Annotated in this window: 13 protein-coding genes and 1 tRNA gene; 9 read left to right on the forward strand and 5 right to left on the reverse strand. The window is 63.9% G+C overall.

All coding sequences use genetic code 11. The annotated features are described in order from the left end of the window. Nucleotides 1–29: 29 nt before the first annotated feature. Nucleotides 30–1,142 (reverse strand): ferredoxin reductase, encoded by a 1,113-nt coding sequence (locus J1M87_RS10260; RefSeq protein ID WP_206489428.1) that lies wholly within the window; start codon nucleotides 1,140–1,142, stop codon nucleotides 30–32. Nucleotides 1,143–1,312: 170 nt separating this feature from the next. Here J1M87_RS10260 and J1M87_RS10265 point away from each other — a divergent pair, with 170 nt between their 5' ends. Then, the gene (locus J1M87_RS10265) at nucleotides 1,313–1,963 is read left to right on the forward strand and encodes a TetR family transcriptional regulator (RefSeq protein WP_206489429.1); all 651 of its coding nucleotides are present in this window, start codon (nucleotides 1,313–1,315) and stop codon (nucleotides 1,961–1,963) included. Nucleotides 1,964–1,992: 29 nt separating this feature from the next. Next, complete coding sequence (locus J1M87_RS10270) at nucleotides 1,993–2,817, forward strand: alpha/beta fold hydrolase (protein ID WP_206489645.1); 825 nt, start codon at nucleotides 1,993–1,995, stop codon at nucleotides 2,815–2,817. Here J1M87_RS10270 and J1M87_RS10275 read toward each other — a convergent pair. Beyond that, the gene (locus J1M87_RS10275) at nucleotides 2,814–4,136 is read right to left on the reverse strand and encodes an MFS transporter (protein WP_206489430.1); all 1,323 of its coding nucleotides are present in this window, start codon (nucleotides 4,134–4,136) and stop codon (nucleotides 2,814–2,816) included. The two genes, J1M87_RS10270 and J1M87_RS10275, sit on opposite strands and share 4 nt — an antisense overlap. Nucleotides 4,137–4,219: 83 nt before the next feature. Here J1M87_RS10275 and J1M87_RS10280 point away from each other — a divergent pair, with 83 nt between their 5' ends. Genes J1M87_RS10280 through cmrA form a run of 3 tightly spaced genes read left to right on the forward strand, consistent with a single transcriptional unit; the run spans nucleotide 4,220 to nucleotide 7,616 of the window. After that, on the forward strand, nucleotides 4,220–4,747 hold the full coding sequence (locus tag J1M87_RS10280; protein WP_206489431.1) for a PadR family transcriptional regulator: 528 nt from the start codon (nucleotides 4,220–4,222) through the stop codon (nucleotides 4,745–4,747). After that, nucleotides 4,717–6,789, forward strand: a complete 2,073-nt coding sequence (locus J1M87_RS10285) for an NADPH-dependent 2,4-dienoyl-CoA reductase (RefSeq protein ID WP_206489432.1) — start codon at nucleotides 4,717–4,719, stop codon at nucleotides 6,787–6,789. Before J1M87_RS10280 ends, J1M87_RS10285 begins: the two co-directional genes overlap by 31 nt. Nucleotides 6,790–6,812: 23 nt before the next feature. After that, complete coding sequence (cmrA, locus tag J1M87_RS10290; RefSeq protein ID WP_206489433.1) at nucleotides 6,813–7,616, forward strand: mycolate reductase; 804 nt, start codon at nucleotides 6,813–6,815, stop codon at nucleotides 7,614–7,616. Nucleotides 7,617–7,618: 2 nt separating this feature from the next. Here the strand turns inward: cmrA and J1M87_RS10295 are convergent, their stop codons facing one another. Then, nucleotides 7,619–9,343 (reverse strand): helicase HerA-like domain-containing protein, encoded by a 1,725-nt coding sequence (locus J1M87_RS10295; RefSeq protein WP_206489434.1) that lies wholly within the window; start codon nucleotides 9,341–9,343, stop codon nucleotides 7,619–7,621. Between the two features lie 94 nt (nucleotides 9,344–9,437). Between J1M87_RS10295 and orn the strand changes: the two genes are divergently transcribed. The 3 genes from orn (at nucleotide 9,438) to J1M87_RS10310 (ending at nucleotide 11,267) form a co-directional block, all read left to right on the forward strand. Beyond that, the gene (gene orn / locus J1M87_RS10300) at nucleotides 9,438–10,049 is read left to right on the forward strand and encodes an oligoribonuclease (protein WP_206489435.1); all 612 of its coding nucleotides are present in this window, start codon (nucleotides 9,438–9,440) and stop codon (nucleotides 10,047–10,049) included. A gap of 77 nt (nucleotides 10,050–10,126) precedes the next feature. Further along, nucleotides 10,127–10,202, forward strand: a tRNA-His gene (locus J1M87_RS10305). Nucleotides 10,203–10,514: 312 nt separating this feature from the next. Next, complete coding sequence (locus tag J1M87_RS10310; RefSeq protein ID WP_206489436.1) at nucleotides 10,515–11,267, forward strand: M23 family metallopeptidase; 753 nt, start codon at nucleotides 10,515–10,517, stop codon at nucleotides 11,265–11,267. 19 nt (nucleotides 11,268–11,286) lie between these two features. Here J1M87_RS10310 and J1M87_RS10315 read toward each other — a convergent pair whose 3' ends face one another. After that, nucleotides 11,287–12,480: an Ig-like domain-containing protein gene (locus J1M87_RS10315; protein WP_206489437.1), complete on the reverse strand. Its 1,194-nt coding sequence runs from the start codon at nucleotides 12,478–12,480 to the stop codon at nucleotides 11,287–11,289. Nucleotides 12,481–12,741: 261 nt separating this feature from the next. Between J1M87_RS10315 and J1M87_RS10320 the strand changes: the two genes are divergently transcribed. Further along, nucleotides 12,742–16,872 (forward strand): bifunctional nitrate reductase/sulfite reductase flavoprotein subunit alpha, encoded by a 4,131-nt coding sequence (locus tag J1M87_RS10320; RefSeq protein ID WP_206489438.1) that lies wholly within the window; start codon nucleotides 12,742–12,744, stop codon nucleotides 16,870–16,872. Here the strand turns inward: J1M87_RS10320 and J1M87_RS10325 are convergent. Continuing rightward, nucleotides 16,866–17,789: an alpha/beta hydrolase gene (locus J1M87_RS10325; protein WP_206489439.1), complete on the reverse strand. Its 924-nt coding sequence runs from the start codon at nucleotides 17,787–17,789 to the stop codon at nucleotides 16,866–16,868. The two genes, J1M87_RS10320 and J1M87_RS10325, sit on opposite strands and share 7 nt — an antisense overlap. Nucleotides 17,790–17,883 lie beyond the last annotated feature (94 nt).

The raw sequence follows: 17,883 nt of genomic DNA on the forward strand, positions 1-17,883 counted from the left end.
TCTGGGGCTATCGGTGTTCCGGGGTGGATCTAGATGTCGATGTCGACGTCGCCCACGGCAACGGACACGCACAGCTGGATCTTCTTGTCGGATTCGGTGTCGGTCTCACCGGTCTTGATGTTCTTCGTGCAGCCGGACTTCTTCACCGAGGTGCAGGTGAAGCAGATACCCATCCGGCAGCCGTTGGCCGGGGAGAGACCCGCTGCCTCGGCTTGCTCGAGCAGGGTTTCGCCGTCGTTCTCCGAGGACACGTCGCTACCGGAGAACGTGGTGGTTCCGGTGACGTCGTCACTGACGGTGGCGAACGAGGGCGTGAATTCCTCGAGGTGTAGTCGCTCGCTCAACCCGGCATCCTCGAAGAAGGAGGTCACACCCTTCATCAGCCCGGGCGGCCCGCACAGGAACGTGTCGGCATCGGCGAACCAGGGAGCCACGGCATCGAGATGTTCCCGACCGAAGAACCCGTGCAGATCGCCGCCCGTCTTCTGCTCGGTGTACGCGAAGACGATGTTGACGTTCTCGTGCTCGGCGGCGATCTTCTCGAGGTCCTTCTTGTATGCGACGTCGTTCTCGGTGAACGCGTAGTGCAGGAATGTCAGGTCGCTGCCGTACCCCTCGTCCAGCAGCGACCTGAGCATGGACAGCACCGGCGTGATGCCGCTGCCTCCGCTGATCAACAGCGTCTTCGCCGGGCGTGGCGTGGGAAGCCTGAATGTGCCGTCCGCCTGCGACAGGCTGACCACGAGACCGATGTGGGCATTCTTGTGTAGGTACCGCGACACGAGCCCTTCGGGATGGGCCTTGATCGTCAGTTCGATTCGACCGTCCCTGCGGTACTGCGAGCAGGCCGGTGAGTAACAGCGAGTGTGACGAACCCCGTCGATGACGACGCCGATCTGGACGAACTGGCCCGCATCGAAGCCCTTCCACTGACGCGTGGGACGAATGACCAGTGTCAACGAGTCTTCGGTGGACCGATGTATCTCGGTGACCTCGCCGCGAAGATCACGAACGGTTGTCATGGGGTCGACGAGTTCGAGGTACCGATCGAGCGCGTGGGGCGTGGCCATGGCCTCGAACAGGGAAAGAAGCGAGAACTTGCGCGAACCCGAGGTTCGCGACGGGCGTTCTTGAAGCGTCATTCCATCCTCCCTAACCGGATCGAAACCAACGACCCATTCAGTGAACGATTGTGCACTAACATCAGTGTGACAGAGCGGCACTGGTACCTGTCAACGTTTATGTGACCGTCGTTACAGAGCTCGTCGACAGATCAACGGAGTCCGGGAGGAGCCGGATGGGAGGTCACAGAATGCGCGACCATAAACTGGGGGTTGTGACAGAACCGGGTACTCGTGCCGAGCGGAAGGAACGCACCCGCCAGGCATTGATCGAGGGCACCCTCGATCTGCTACGCGACCGCCCGTTCGCCAGCGTCAGCCTGCGAGAAGTTGCCCGATCCGCCGGCATCGTCCCCACCGCGTTCTACCGCCACTTCGCCTCCATGGAGGACCTCGGCGTCGCCCTCGTCGAGGAAAGCATGCGCATGCTGCGACAGATGCTGCGTGATGCCCGGCGCAACCCGAGCACCAAGACGGCCACCGAATCCTTCGCAATCCTGGTCCGCCAGGTGCGGACCCACGAAGACCAGTTTCGTTTCCTCACCCGCGAGAGATACGGCGGCGTCACCGAGGTGCGCCGCGCTTTCGCCACCGAACTGCGCCTGTTCGTCAGCGAGCTCACCATCGACCTCTCCCGCATGCCCGGCCTCGAGCGGTGGGACGTCGCCGATCTGGAGATGACCGCCGATCTCCTCGTCTCGACGATGCTCACTGCGGTGGTCGGCCTGTTGGAGATCGACAGACCGGGTAGCCAGAACGAGAAGGATCTGATCGAGCGGACCGAGAAGCAGATCCGCATGATCATGCTCGGGATGAGCCGATGGGAACCACGACGGGCTTGACCGTTCGAGAACGAGACGGCCGCGAAGGGATGTTCATGACCGAGATAAGTGTCGGCGAGTTCGTGTTCGAGGTGGCGATATCGGGACCGACCGACGGTATTCCGGTGGTCGCGCTGCATGGTTTCCCACAGACGAATGTGTCGTGGACCAGTGTGACGCCGGGGTTGGTCGGTGCGGGTTGCCGAGTGATCGCGCCCAACCAGCGAGGATATTCGCCCGGTGCCCGCCCGGTCGGTGTCGAGCACTACCGCATCAACCATCTCACCGGCGACATCCTGGGGCTGCTCGATGCACTCGATCTGCCTTCGGCACACCTGGTGGGACACGACTGGGGCGCGGTGGTCGCCTGGCACCTCGCGGCCGAACACCCCGATCGGGTACGCACGCTCACCGCGGCATCGGTCCCCCATTCGGCGGCTTTCAACTGGGCCATCCGCGAGGATCCGGATCAGCAGGAGCGGTCACAGTACTTCGGCCTACTTCGAGAACCGGAGAAGGCCGAGCGTGTACTGGTGGAGAACGACGCGCAACGGCTGCGCGCCATGTTCGGTGCGCAGAGCCTCGACGAGGAATACGTTCGTCACCTCGCGGTACCCGGGGCATTGACAGCGGCGTCGAGTTGGTACGCCGCGATGACCAAGGAGTTCGCGAACCTTCCTCCGGTGACCGTCCCCACCACCTACCTCTGGAGCAACGGCGACACAGCCATCGGCCGTGCCGGTGCGGAGCGTTGCGGTGAATTCGTCGATGCGCCGTATCGATTCGTCGAATTGGACGGGGTATCCCATTGGATCCCCGAGGAAGCCGCCGAAGTGCTCACCGCCGAAATTCTGGCGCGCATTCGGTCCGTCTAGACCTCGCGTGGGGCCCGCACCTTCAGCAGTGCCAGGAGTCCGGCACCGAGAACGATGATCAGTCCGGCGATACCCGCGCGATCGGCGCTGAACATCCAGACGAACAGACCGAACAGGGACGGTGCCAGAAAAGAGGCAGCCCGCCCGGTCGTCGCATACAAACCGAAGAACTGGCCTTCTCGCCCGGGCGGCGCGAGCCGGGCGAGGAAGGTACGGGCCGACGATTGCGCCGGCCCGACGAACAGGCACAGAATCAGCCCGAAGACCCAGAACATCGTCGGCCCCGAGACGAACAGCAGGACGATACCGGCGGCGATCATCGATGTGAGGGAGAAGACGATGACCTTCTTGGGACCGACGCGGTCATCGAACCGACCGGCGACGATCGCTCCGATCCCGGCGATGACATTGGCCGCGATACCGAACAGCAGCACGTCCGCTGCTCCGATGCCGTAGACGCTGACGGCGAGAACGGCTCCGAAGGTGAACACTCCGGCCAACCCGTCGCGGAACAGGGCGCTGGCGATCAGGTAGTGGACAGCGCGGCGGTCTGCGCTCCACAACTCGCGTACGTCGCGAAAGAGAACCCGGTACGACTCGACGAAGCCTGCCTCCGCCGCCTTCGGATCGGCCACCGCGCGGGGCACCTCGGGAACTGCCGTCATCACCGGGATGGCCGAGACCGCGAACCAGACGGCGGCCAATACCGCGACGAACCTGATGTTCAACCCGCCGTCGGTGGTGAGGCCGAGAAAACCTCGAGTGTCGCCGTCGCCGGCGATGAAGCCGAGGTAGCAGATCAGCAGCAACACGATCCCACCGAAATAGCCCATGGCCCAGCCGAACCCGGATACTCGGCCGATGTTCTCCGGGGTGGAGACCTGCCGCAGCATCGAGTTGTACGGGATGCTGGCCAACTCGAACATGACGGATCCGAGACCGAGTAACACGAGGCCGAGCCAGAGGTAGTGGTAGTCGTCCTTGACGAAGAACAGACCGGCCATGGCCACGACGGTCAACGCGGTCAACAGCCCGAGCAGCCATTTGCGTTTGCCGCGGGCGTCGAAGTACTGCCCACACACCGGTGCCAGAAGTGCGATGACGACGCTCGACACGGCGATCGACCAGCTGAACCAGGTAGTGGCAGAGATAGAGCCGGGAAGGTCGTCGCCGACGGCATCGGTGAGATACACCGAGAACACGAAGGTGAGAATCACCGCGTTGAATGCCGCCGAGCCCCAGTCCCAGAATCCCCAGGCGGTGACCTGCTTGCGGGTGGTTGCGACTCCGACGACGGCGGCCTCGGGCTGGGTTCCCATGGTTGCCAACACTAGCCCGAGAAGGTCGGCCGCCGAAGTGCACCTAGTTGCATAGTCACTGCGTTGCATACATAATCTCGGTCGTGGCTTTGGAACACGCGATTCTCGTCTCCCTCACCGAGCTCAGCGGCTCGGGGTACGAGCTCGCCCGACGGTTCGACAAGTCGATCGGCTTCTTCTGGAGCGCAACCCACCAGCAGATCTATCGAACGTTGACGCGGATGGACTCAGCCGGGTGGATCACCGGCGAGGCAGTCGCGCAGGCAGGCCGGCCGGACAAGAAGGTCTACTCCGTCAGTGCCGCAGGGCGGGCCGAGCTCGATCGCTGGATCGCCGCTCCTACCGATCCCTCGCAGCTCCGGGAGGAACTCGCCGTCAAGATCCGCGGTGCAGCCAATGGCGACATAGAGGCACTCAAAGTCGAGGTCGCCCGCCATCGCGATGTCCATGCCACCCGCCTCGATGTCTATCGACTGATCGAGAAGCAGGATTTTCCGGCCCCCGCTGCCCTCACCGGCACCGCGTTGCATCAATACCTGGTGCTGCGCGGCGGAATTCGCGTCGAAGAAGGATTCACCGAATGGTGCACCGAGGTATTGGAGAAGCTGTGAAAACCGAGCAGACTGCTGGCCCGTATCCGATTCTGTTGTCGCCGTTGGACGTCGGTGCGACCACGCTGAAGAACCGGGTGATCATGGGCTCGATACATACCGGCCTCGAAGATCGTGCCCGCGACACCGGCCGCCTGGCGGCCTACTTCGCCGAGCGGGCCCGCGGCGGCGTCGCCCTCATCATCACCGGGGGCTATGCCCCCAATCGCACCGGCTGGCTGCTGCCGTTCGGAGCCAAGCTGACCAACCGCCTCGAGGCCCGTCGGCACCGCAGGATCACCGCGGCAGTACACCGTGAGGGCGGCAAGATCGCGCTGCAGATCCTGCACGCCGGGCGTTACTCGTATCAGCCGCTGAGCGTGTCGGCGTCGTCGATCAAGGCTCCCATCAACCCTTTTCGACCGCGGCGGTTGACGTCGAGGGGCGTTCGCTGGCAGATCCGCAACTTCGTCCGTTGCGCCCGCCTCGCGCAGAGCGCCGGTTACGACGGCGTCGAGATCATGGGCGGCGAGGGCTACTTCATCAACCAGTTCCTCTCCGAGCGCACCAACAAGCGGCGCGACGAGTGGGGCGGTTCGGCGAAGAACCGACGACGGATGGCCGTCGAGATCGTGCGACAGACGAGGGCAGCCGTCGGGCCGGACTTCCTCATCGTGTTCCGGCTGTCGATGGCCGATCTGGTGGAGGAAGGTCAGAGCTGGAACGACATCGTCGCGCTGGCCGAGGAGGTCGAAGCAGCGGGTGCGAACATCATCAACACCGATATCGGCTGGCACGAGTCACGGGTGCCGACCATCGTCACCTCGGTTCCGCGAGCCGCATTCGCAGATATCACCGGCAAGCTCGAGAAGCACGTGAACATCCCAGTGGCCGCATCCAATCGCATCAACATGCCCGAGATCGCCGAGAACATCCTTGCCCGAGGTGACGCTCAGCTGATTGCGATGGCCAGGCCGATGCTGGCCGATCCGTTCTGGGTGGACAAGGCCGCCACCGACTCGGCCGACCTGATCAATACCTGCATCGCGTGCAATCAGGCCTGCCTCGACCACGCCTTCGTACACAAGAAGGTCTCCTGTCTGGTCAACCCGCGAGCCGGACGTGAGATCGACCTACAGCTACTGCCGACGAAGAAGACCAAGAAGGTCGCCGTCGTGGGAGCCGGACCCGCAGGACTGTCGGCAGCGGTGAACCTCGCGCAGCGCGGACACACTGTCAGCCTGTTCGAGGCCAGAAACGAGATCGGCGGACAGTTCGGAATCGCGAGACTCATCCCCGGCAAGGAGGAGTTCGCCGAAACCATCCGGTACTTCTCCCGTGCACTGCGTAGCGCAGACGTCGCCGTTCACCTGGACACCCGCGTCACCGCCGCCGAACTTCTCGCAGGCGAGTTCGACGAGGTGGTACTCGCGACCGGCGTCACCCCCCGGATTCCCCGGATCCCCGGCATCGAGCACCCGTCGGTGCTGTCGTACGCGGAACTGGTGCGCGATGGCAAGCCCGTCGGCGATCGGGTCGCGGTCATCGGTGCGGGCGGAATCGGTATCGACATCTCGGAATTCCTCACCACCGACGACTCCCCCACGTTGGATTTGAAGGAATGGAAGCAGGAGTGGGGCGTCACCGAGCCCGAGGCCGCGCCGGGCGCGTTGACGACCCCGGTTCCCGCGCCGTCTCCGCGTGAGGTGTATCTGCTGCAACGCAAACCGGGGCGGATCGGTGCCGGGCTGGCGAAAACGACCGGCTGGGTCCATCGCGCTGCACTGAAAGCCAAAGGCGTGCATCAACTCTCGGGCGTCAACTACGAGAAGATCGACGACGCGGGGCTGCACATCTCCTTCGGCGACAAGCACGAACGTCCGCGCGTTCTCGAGGTGGACACCATCGTGATCTGCGCGGGCCAGGAGTCGGTTCGCGATCTGGTCGAAGAACTGAAGGCTGCGGGCACCACCACGCACATCATCGGCGGTGCGGACGTCGCCGCGGAGCTGGACGCCAAGAGGGCCATCGAGCAAGGGACCCGGCTCGCGGCCACGATCTGATCTGTCCGCTAGCCTGTCTCACCGTGAGCCTGCCCAATCCCAGCCAAGATGCCCGCGCCGTCGTCACCGGAGCCTCCTCCGGGATCGGTGAAGCCCTGGCCACCGAACTCGCCGCCCGTGGTCACTCGCTGATCGTGGTGGCGCGACGCGGCGAGCTGCTCGAGGCGTTGGCTGCCAAGCTCACGGCCGAGCACGGCGTTGCCGTCGAGGTGCGTCAGTCGGATCTGTCGAACCGCGAACAGCGTCAGGATCTGGTCACCGAACTGTCCGAGCGTGAGATCTCGATCCTGTGCAACAACGCAGGCATCGCGACATTCGGCCCGTTGGCCGGGCTCGATCCGGAGTACGAGCGAGATCAGGTCGAGCTCAATGCCGTTGCGGTACACGATCTCACGCTGGCTGTCATGCCCGGCATGATCGGCCGTGGAGCGGGCGGCATCCTCATCACCGGTTCGGCGGCGGGCAACATGGCCATCCCCAACAACGCCACCTATGCCGCGACCAAGGCCTTCGTCAACACCTTCTCCGAATCGCTCCGCGGAGAGCTCGCGGGTACCGGTGTCAACGTCACCCTCCTCGCCCCCGGCCCGGTCCGCACCGAGACACCGGACCCGGCCGATGCCTCGATCGTGGACAAGATGGTTCCCGACTTTCTGTGGATCGACAGCGCCTACACCGCGAAGCTGTCGCTGGACGGCCTGGCGAAGAACAAGATGCGCGTCGTACCCGGACTGCTCAGCAAGGGCATGTCCGCGGCCGGGCAGTACAGCCCACGCAGCATTTCCGCACCGATCATCGGCAGCTTCTACAAGAAGCTGGGTAACTGACCTCAGCGCCGCCGGCGGCGTCCGGTTCCGAAGATGCTGCGCGAGATCTCACGCCCGGCAGCCGAGGCGGCCGACCGCAGGAAGCTCTTGACGGCCGGGTTGTCCATGATGCGCTCGGCGGCCGACGGACCTTCCGGCTCGCTCGGGGGTAGGTCGGGCAGATCGGCAGGCAACGGCGGAATGTCGAACTTCTCGTCCGGAGCGGGCACGTTCGCCACCCGAGCGTTCATCCGCTCGTAAGCCGACTCACGATCGATGGTTTCTCGATACTTCGCAGACAGGGCGCTCGACGACGCGGCCGCCGCGATGGCGTCGTTTCCGATGGTGTCCATCAACGAACGAGGCGGGCGAATCTTCGTCCACGCCACCGGTGTCGGGGCACCCTTCTCCGAGAGCACCGTCACGATCGCCTCACCGGTACCCAACGACGTCAGCGCCTTCTCGAGGTCGTAGGCATCGGTCTTGGGGTAGGTGCGCACCGTCTTGTTCAGCGCCTTCTGATCGTCCGGTGTGAACGCGCGCAGAGCATGCTGAATTCGGGCACCCAATTGCGAGAGCACGTCATTGGGCACGTCGGTCGGCAACTGCGTGCAGAAGAAGACGCCGACGCCCTTGGAGCGGATGAGCTTGACCGTCTGCTCCACCTGTTGCAGAAATGCCTTCGAGGCGTCGGCGAACAGCAGGTGCGCCTCGTCGAAGATGAAGACCAGTTTGGGCTTGTCGATGTCTCCAACCTCGGGCAGCGTCTGGAACAGATCGGCGAGCACCCACATCAGGAACGTGGAGAACATGACCGGACGCGATGCCTGCGCTCCGAGCTCGAACAGCGTGATGATGCCTCGCCCGTCCGGTCCGACGCGCAACAGATCCTCGGTCGCCAGTTCCGGTTCGCCGAAGAAGGTGTCGCCGCCATCTGCTTCGAGGTTGACCAGCGCGCGCAGAATCACCCCTGCGGTCGCTGAGGACACACCGCCGATGCCTTTCAGATCAGCCTTGCCCTCGTCACTGGTCAGATGCATGATCACCGATCTCAGGTCCTTGAGATCGAGCAGGGCAAGCCCCTGGGAGTCGGCCCAATGGAAGATCAGACCGAGAGTGGACTCCTGAGTGTTGTTCAGCCCCAGCACTTTACTGAGCAGAATCGGCCCGAAGGCAGTGATCGTGGCACGCACCGGCACACCGATTCCCTCCGTGCCGAGGGAGAGGAACTCCACCGGATGGCCCGCGGGTTCCCAGTCCGAAGCGCCGGTATCCACAGCTCGGCTGCGCATCTTCTCGTTGTCCTCGCCCGGCGCCGACAAACCCGACAGGTCGCCTTTGACATCGGCCATCACGACGGGCACACCGGCGGCGCAGAGCTGTTCGGCAATCCCCTGCAGCGTCTTCGTCTTTCCGGTGCCGGTGGCTCCGGCAACCAGTCCGTGCCGGTTCAACGTGGCCAACGGAATTCGAATGCGGGCAGCCGGGTCGGTGTCGCCGTCCAGCATCACCGTTCCCAGTTCCAGCGCAGCGCCCACCGAGGCGTATCCGGCTGCGATCTCGGCGGCCTTGCCGTTCGCGGTCGGGGACAGCCCCTGTTCCGCGGCGAGCGCTTCGGCCTCGGCCGCTTCGGCCGCGGCCAAGGCCTCGGCGGCCACCCGCGCAGCTTCGACGGCGGCCGCCTTGGCCGCCTTCGCCTTCTCGGCCGGGCTGAGCGTGGGTGCCGGCTGGGTCGGGTCGACTGTCATGTCCGCGTCCTCCAAGAACGTGTGCTGTAACTGAACTGGTTCGATCGCCACCGCAAACCCTAGCGGCTGCAGGGCGCGCACTACTGTGGAGCGAGTGCAGGACAAACTCGTGTGGATCGACTGTGAAATGACCGGCTTGGACCTGAGCAAGGACAAGCTGATCGAAATTGCTGCTCTGGTGACCGACAGCGAGCTCAACATTCTCGGGGAGGGTGTCGACATCGTCATCCATGCCGAGGACGAGGCGTTGGCGAACATGCCGGCCGTCGTGACCGCCATGCACGCCAAATCGGGGCTGACCGACGAGGTGCGGGCGTCGACGGTATCGCTGGAGGATGCAGAGCAGCAGGTGCTGGCCTATATCAAGGAGCACGTCCCGGTGGCCGGGACGGTGCCGCTGGCCGGCAATTCGATCGCCACCGACCGCGGATTCATCTCGCGTGACATGACCGCGCTCGATACCTATCTGCATTACCGCATGATCGACGTCAGCTCGATCAAAGAACTTTCCCGGCGGTGGTACCCGCGGATCTACTACGGGCAGCCTCCCAAGGGCTTGGCGCACCGCGCTCTCGCGGACATCAAGGAGTCCATCAAGGAGCTGCAGTACTACCGTCGAACGGCATTCGTGGCACAGCCGGGCCCGTCGACCAGCGATATCGCGGCTGTCGTTCAGGATCTCGACACGCAAGCAGGGGCGGATTAGCAACCCGGGATTCAACCCGCTAGTATTGTCGACGCTGCTGATGGAGAGCCACACACGGTTCTGCTGATGTGGACATGGTGGGTGTAGTTCAGCTGGTAGAGCACCAGGTTGTGATCCTGGGTGTCGCGGGTTCGAGTCCCGTCACTCACCCCATACGACAAGGGCCGGTCTCCTCGTGAGACCGGCCTTTTTCGTGCGTTCATTCCCCGGCCTCGAGCGTTCCCGGTGCCGACGCGGCCCCTCCGACCTCGAATTACGTTGTTGTAATTCAACTTTCAGGTTTCTTATGGGGTTGATGTGACGTACGGTAACTAATGGCACTTTTGGGGAAGAAAAGTACCAATGTGATTCATGTGTTTTCTGCTACGTGAGTTCAGCGTGCCCCGAAGCGTCACCGAACATGTTCTTACGCCCACATCGCACCAGTCCATCGGTGCGCGTTGGGCGCAGACGAGGAGGCTATTCGTGGGTCGCAGATTGCACAGAGTCATAGCGGGTTCGATGTTGTCGGCAGCACTGTGCATCGGCGCAACCGGCATGGTCAACCCCGCGGTGGCCACCGCACAACCCACGATCGAACTGCCCCAGATCCCGATCCCCCAACCCGATGCTCAACAGCGGGCCGCGATCCTGTCCGCCGTGCTCGACGCAACCGGCGTCCTGATCACGCAGGTCGCTGCCATCGTTCTCGACGGCGATACGCTCTCGACACCGGACGCACCGAGCACAACGGACCTGCCCGCGATCGAACTTCCGATCGCGCCGCCCACCATCGGACTCGGCGGTGCAGTGCTCCCCATCGAGGCAGGCAAATACCGAATCTCCTCGGGCTACGGCGGACGCAACAACCCGACCGGAAACGGCGCGCAGTACCACCAGGGAATCGATCTCGCCGCCGACAGCGGAACCCCCATCCACGCGGTGACCGGCGGAACCGTCGTCCAGGCCGGAGATGCAGGCGACGGCTACGGCAAACTCGTCCGGATCAAGAGCGGCAACACCGAGACCTACTACGGCCATCAGTCCAGCATCGCGGTCTCCGTCGGCGACGAAGTGGCACCGGGAGACGTCCTCGGCGCTGTCGGCAGCACCGGCAATTCGACCGGACCGCACCTGCATTTCGAGGTACGTAACAACGGATCGAGCATCGAGCCGACGGCATATCTGAAGACCCTCGGCATCGATCCCTCGCTGTATCAGACCCGCGACCGGCGCTGATCGACGAACACGGGATCGATCAGACGGTGGTCGCGTTTCCTGCTTTCCACTCGTCCCACGGGATGTTCCAGTCGCCGAGTCCGTCGGTACCCGAGAGCGTTCCTCCGACCGTGTTCTTCACCACGACGATGTCCCCGCGTTTGGTGTTGTCGTAGACCCACTTGGCGTTGGTAGGACTGAGATTCAGGCAACCGTGCGAGGTGTTCGAGTAGCCCTGCTGCCCTACCGACCACGGTGCCGAATGAAAGAAGATGCCGCTGTACGACATACGGGTGGCCCAGTCGACCGGAGTGCGATATCCGCTCGACGAGTCCACCGGCACACCGTACGTCGACGAATCCATCACCAGGTGATCGAATCGGTCGCCAATGATGTACACGCCGTTGTCGGTGGGAGTGCTGTCTTTGCCCATCGACGTCGGCATGGTGATGACGTCCTGACCGTTGACGTTGAACGTCACCTGTTTGGTGTAGTCGTCCGCGGTGGCGATGACGGCGTCGCCGATCGTGAACGAGGTGCTCGCATCCTCCTGGCCGAAGATGCCGTCACCGAGATCGCGCCCGTAGACGTTCACCGCTACCTCGACCTCGGTGCCGGGAGCCCAGTAATTCTGCGGCCGCCAGCGAACCTCGGTGTTGTTGACCCAGTAGAACGCGCCTTCGACCGCGGGCGTCGTGGTGACCGTGATTGCGTTCTGCGCAGCAACCCGGTCGGCGATCGGTTCGTCGAACTGGACTGCCACCGGCTGCCCGATGCCCACGATGGAACCGGGATTCGGCAGAACATACGGCTTGGTGAAGTTTCCGGGCTGACTGGTGGTGAAACTCGTGACGGTGCTCGACGCTCCCCCGAGTCCGTACGCGTCGGCCTGCACGCGGTACTGACGGTCGTACCCGAGCGGTTCGGTGTTGGTCCAGGACAGCCCGTCGGGTGACACAGCGCCCGATACCGGCTCGCCCTCGGGGTTGAGCATGGTGACCGAGGACAGTTTGCCGTCGGCCACCGAGACGGTGACCGGGTCCGCAGGCGAGAATCCTACGGCTCCGTCGACGACGCTGGATGTCAGCTTCGGCTTCATCAGTTCGGTCATCGGATTCGAGTCGATCGGCACCGACGGCTCGGAGATGTCCGATCCAGACGTGCATCCAGACAAGACCGCAGCCGAAGCAACAAACCCCACCGCGGCGAGTACGAATCCGCGACACACCTTCATCAACACACCACTTCCCACTTCGAGCCCGACTCGGACGATTGTGCCAGCGCAGAATCGCTGCATTCCACTCGACAGCCCGTTCGACGAATAACGTTCGAGTACCAATCGCCGGGCGAAATGTTCGTGTTACCTCAGTGTCCGTGACCGCAGTTCTCCCGGAGAGCACATCACCGGACCTCGCAGAGTGCGGTGAGGACAACGTCATTTCCGGCTAACTGGCATGTAATGGCCGCGCACACTGGACCGGGCACTGTGGAACCCATGGTCACCACGGTGAAGACACTCTGCGCGTACTGCGGTGTGGGATGCGGCATGGTGCTCGAGATCGGCGGCCGGTCCACGTCCTCCGACGCCACCCCGACCAGGCCCGTAGTCACCAAATCCGTCGGAGACAAGGCTCACCCGGCCAACTTCGGCCGATTGTGCACCAAGGGGACCACCACTGCGGACATGCTCGCCGGTCCCGGCCGGCTCGAGAAAGCCCAGATTCGGCAGCGCCGCGGCGAGCGCCCGGAGAGCACGGACACCTCGGTGGCGATCAACGACACCGCCCGGCGGCTGCGAACCATCATCGACGAGCACGGCCCCGATGCGCTCGCTCTGTACGTGTCCGGACAGATGTCCATCGAGGCGCAGTACCTGTCGAACAAATTGGCCAAAGGGTTCATCGGAACCAACCAGATCGAATCCAATTCTCGGCTCTGCATGGCCAGCGCAGGAACCGGATACAAACAATCCTTGGGTGCCGACGGCCCGCCCGGGTCGTACCAGGACTTCGACCACGCCGATGTCTTCTTCGTGATCGGCTCCAACATGGCCGACTGTCACCCCATTCTGTTCCTGCGCATGATGGACCGCGTCAAGGCAGGCGCACAGCTGATCGTCGTCGACCCCCGCCGCACCGCCACGGCGAGCAAGGCCCACTTGCACCTGCAAGTCGAGCCGGGATCGGACCTGGCTCTGCTCAACGGTCTACTCGCCCTCCTTGTCGACAACGGCGAGATCGACCCCGACTTCATCGCGGAATTCACCGACGGATGGGACGCGATGCCGGACTTCCTCGGCGACTACACCCCGGAGAAGGTCTGCGCCGCAACCGGTATCGCCGAGCAAGATCTTCGATCCGCGGCTGCGATGATCGGCGGTGCCGAGAACTGGATGAGCTGCTGGACCATGGGGCTCAATCAGTCGACACACGGAACCTGGAACACCAACGCGCTGTGCAACCTCCATCTGGCGACCGGTGCCATCTGCAAGACCGGCAGCGGACCGTTCTCCCTCACCGGACAACCGAACGCCATGGGCGGGCGCGAAATGGGGTACATGGGCCCCGGATTGCCGGGACAGCGTGCGGTCGGAAACGACGACGACCGAGCATTCGTCGAGGATCGATGGGGCATCCCACGCGGAACGCTGCGCACCGACATCGGCGGCGGGACCATCGAGATGTTCTCCAAGCTGGCCACGGGCGAAATCAAAGCGTGTTGGATCATCTGCACCAATCCGGTTGCCTCGGTGGCCAACAGAACAACAGTGATCGACGGTCTCGAGGCCGCCGAGTTGGTCATCACTCAGGATGCGTTCGCCGATACCGAAACCAACGGCTACGCCGATGTGATGCTGCCCGCCGCGTTGTGGACGGAAGCCGAGGGCGTGATGGTCAATTCCGAGCGCAACCTCACGCTGTTCCAACCGGCGCTCGAGGCACCGGGCGGTGCGCTGCCGGACTGGAAGATCATCGCGGACATGGCGTGCGCGCTGGGGTACGCCGACGCCTTCTCCTACGAGAGCGCCGAGGAGGTGTTCGAGGAAATCAAACAATTCTGGAACCCGAACACCGGCTACGACATTCGCGGAGTCACCTACAAACGGTTGCGCGAGAGTCCCATTCAGTGGCCGTGCCCGCCCGAGGTCACGACAACCAGACACCCGATCCGCTACCTGAACGACGGGATCAGCCAACGGCAACGGACATCGGCGGACGGTTCGATTCCAGCGCTGTCGTTCCCCACGCCCAGTGGACGGGCACACTTCTTCGCCAGGCCCGCGATAGCACCTGCCGAGATGCCGGACGACGACTACCCGTTCCTGCTCAACACCGGGCGCCTGCCACACCAGTGGCACACCATGACCAAGACCGGCAAGGTCGCCGCACTGAACAAACTCGATTCCGGCCCGTTCGTCGAAATGCACCCACTCGACGCCGAACGCCTCGGCGTGGTCGAAGGCGACAGTGTCGAGGTAGCGTCCCGTCGAGGCCGGGCGGTACTGCCTTCCGTCGTCACCGATCGAGTGCTCCCGGGTAGCTGCTTCGCGCCCTTCCACTGGAACGACGAATTCGGTGAGCATCTCGCCATCAATGCCGTCACCAACGACGCCGTCGATCCGGATTCTCGACAACCCGAGTTCAAGGCGTGCGCAGTCACGCTCACCAGAGTTGCTGCAGCCCTATCACCCTCACCCGAGGACGAGCAACGCTCCCACGATCCGGTCGATGCGCTCGCCGCGATCGTCGGTCGCCCGTCCCGTCCCGCAGCACCGCTCAGCACCGTCGAACAGCGTTACATCGCAGGACTTCTCGAAGGCCTGGGCAGTGAGGCGGGTCGTCGCGCCTGCGGAACACCTACTCTGCCGTCGCGGACTCCCCTGTCCCCCGAGACCCACGCATGGCTCGACGGCGTTCTCGCGGGCCTGTTCTCGCGAGCAGAGGATTCCGCCGTCCACCCCCGAGCGGACTCGTATCAGCGACCGGCGTTCTTGCTGTGGGCCTCGCAGACCGGAACCGCAGAGGGTTACGTCCAGTCGTGCCTGTCGAGGCTGCGGGGAGCGGGCCTGACGATCGCCGAGCACTCGATGGACTCGTTCACCGTCGACGGCCTGCCCGCCGAGGCCGATGTGCTGATCGTCAGCAGCACCACCGGTGACGGTGAAGCGCCCGACAACGGGGCGAGATTCTGGGACAGTCTGATCGCGGAGGTCGAGCCGGCTCTGACCGGAATTCGTTATGCCGTACTGGCGTTCGGCGACTCGAACTACGCCGACTTCTGCGGCCACGGCCGAAGGATCGACGAACGACTGACCGCCTTGGGTGCCCAGCGCCTGCTCGACCGCGTCGACTGCGAACCCGATTACGAGGGCCCGGCAGCGACCTGGCTCGACGCAGTACTCGACACATTGATCGACGACGAGGACACGACGGCAGACGCGTCCGCCGAGCGGGCCCGAGTCGTGTCGAGCGCACACACCGTCGACCAGTGGACACAGGACACTGCACCTCGCTACAGCAAGAACTCGCCGCTGCTGACGCACCTCGTACGCAATCGAGTACTGACCGAGCGCGGATCGCTCAAGGATGTCCGTCAACTCGGCTTCCATCTGCCCGACGCCACTCTCGACTACGAGGCCGGCGACGCCCTCGGAGTCTGGCCACGCAACAGCGACAGCTTCGTCGACGAGTGGCTCGGTGCGACCGGTCTGGACGGCACCACGAGCGTCGACCTGGCCGGGCGCGGCTCGATGGAACTGCACACGGCGCTGAGCCGACATCTGGAAATTGCCCGTGCGACACCCGACCTTCTGCGGTTCGTGCACCGGCGAACCGAGGACGACGATCTCGAGTCGATGCTGCATCCCGACAACAAGCACGCGCTGTTCGATTGGATGTGGGGTCGTCAGTCGATCGATGTTCTGCTCGCACATCCGGTACGGGCCTCCGTCGAGGAGTGGTTGGGCGTACTCAAACCGCTGCAGCCGCGTCTGTATTCGATCTCGTCGAGCCCGAAGGAGAACCCCAACGAAGTGCAGGTGACGGTGTCCGCGGTGCGGTACAACGTGCACGGAGTTGCCCGGCGGGGCGTCTGCTCGACCTATCTGGCCGACCACGCGAGCAACGACGTGGGAATCTTTCTGCAGAGGTCCTCGCACTTCAAGCCGCCGGAGGACCCCGCCACCCCGATGATCATGGTCGGCCCTGGGACTGGCGTCGCCCCGTTCCGCGCCTTCCTGCACGAGCGTCGAGCACTCGGACACACCGGCCCCAATTGGCTGTTCTTCGGTGAGCAGCATGCGGACACCGATTTCTACTACCGTGACGAACTGACCGCGATGCTGAGCGACGGTTCGTTGAACCGCCTGGACGTGGCCTTCTCACGCGACCAGGCAGAGAAGGTGTACGTCCAGGATCGGATGCGCGAACGCGGCGAGGATCTGTGGAGCTGGATTCGCCGCGGCGCTCACTTCTACGTCTGCGGTGATGCCTCCCGCATGGCCAAGGATGTCGATGCTGCGCTGAAGGGCGTGGTTGCTCAGCACGGCAAGCTCGCACCGGCCAGCGCCGAGTCCTACGTCAAGGCGCTGGCTGCTGAAAAACGCTACGTACGCGACGTCTACTGAGACTTCAGCGGAACGGTGCGGGTCAGAAACTCGATCTGATCTGCCACTACGCGCTCGAATGCCTCCCCGAGATAGATCTCGAAGTGGCCTGCGGCGTAGGTCTTGACCTCCCCGAGCGGTGCCGTCCTCGCGTAGCGCAGGGTGGCCTTCGCGGGCGCGACCGAGTCCGTCTCGCAGACGACGAAGAGTATGGGGCAGCGAACATCCTGTGCTCGACGCCCGGGCCGGTGTCGCACGATCTGCAGCGCAACTCTCGCCGCCACCCGATTGTGGAATGACTCGTCGGTGTCCGGTGCGAGAGCCAGGTAACCGTCGTAACTATCGGGCGAGGTCATCAGGGCAGTCGTTCCGGGTCGCCCAGCCGTGGCCACCATCACCGGTGGCCTGCCGATCGCCGATCCCGCCAGATCGCCCAAGGCTCGGCCGGACAGCTTCATCGACGTCCAGGTGTTCGAGGCCAGTCCCGAGGCTATTCCGTCGGTGAACGGGCACTGGGCCACCACTGCTTCCACCTGCTGGTCTCGGGCGGCAGCCACGATGACGTGCCCGCCACCGAACGAGGAACCCCAGAGCACGATTCGAGAGTGGTCCACATCGGTTCGCGAACGGGCATGAGCGATCGCCGACGCCCAGTCCTGCAGTTGCGATTCGATGTCGAGCAACTGCCGCGGTTCGCCGCCGCTGGCTCCGAAGTAGCGGTAATCGAAGACCAGGCAGGCATAACCTGCGGCTCGGAAGCGCTCTGCGTAGGCGTCGAGCCGCATTTCCCGTGTGCCGCCGAGACCATGAGCCATGACGATGATCGGTGCAGGGTCGGTGCCGCTCGGAAGATAGAGCCACGCCGCGCAGACATCCCCGTGTGAGTCGAATGTGACGTCGAGGCGATCAGGGCTCGCACCCCCCGGTTGCGATTTCATGGGCAGACAATAGCCCATTGCCGGTGGAGAAAGAGCGATCGATCATCGAGCTCGGTACGTCAGCGTCTGACCAGCGATATACCGCCGGTCCAAA

The organism is Rhodococcus sp. KRD162 (assembly GCF_017168335.1).
Taxonomy (GTDB): domain Bacteria; phylum Actinomycetota; class Actinomycetes; order Mycobacteriales; family Mycobacteriaceae; genus Rhodococcoides.

What these genes read in the sequence shown, in the direction of transcription:
- J1M87_RS10260 (WP_206489428.1), bottom strand. Translation starts at nt 1,142, where the DNA reads ATGACGCTTCAAGAACGCCCGTCGCGAACCTCGGGTTCGCGCAAGTTC.
- J1M87_RS10265 (WP_206489429.1), top strand. Translation starts at nt 1,313, where the DNA reads ATGCGCGACCATAAACTGGGGGTTGTGACAGAACCGGGTACTCGTGCC.
- J1M87_RS10270 (WP_206489645.1), top strand. Translation starts at nt 1,993, where the DNA reads ATGTTCATGACCGAGATAAGTGTCGGCGAGTTCGTGTTCGAGGTGGCG.
- J1M87_RS10275 (WP_206489430.1), bottom strand. Translation starts at nt 4,136, where the DNA reads ATGGGAACCCAGCCCGAGGCCGCCGTCGTCGGAGTCGCAACCACCCGC.
- J1M87_RS10285 (WP_206489432.1), top strand. Translation starts at nt 4,717, where the DNA reads ATGGTGCACCGAGGTATTGGAGAAGCTGTGAAAACCGAGCAGACTGCT.
- J1M87_RS10295 (WP_206489434.1), bottom strand. Translation starts at nt 9,343, where the DNA reads ATGACAGTCGACCCGACCCAGCCGGCACCCACGCTCAGCCCGGCCGAG.
- J1M87_RS10315 (WP_206489437.1), bottom strand. Translation starts at nt 12,480, where the DNA reads ATGAAGGTGTGTCGCGGATTCGTACTCGCCGCGGTGGGGTTTGTTGCT.
- J1M87_RS10320 (WP_206489438.1), top strand. Translation starts at nt 12,742, where the DNA reads ATGGTCACCACGGTGAAGACACTCTGCGCGTACTGCGGTGTGGGATGC.
- J1M87_RS10325 (WP_206489439.1), bottom strand. Translation starts at nt 17,789, where the DNA reads ATGAAATCGCAACCGGGGGGTGCGAGCCCTGATCGCCTCGACGTCACA.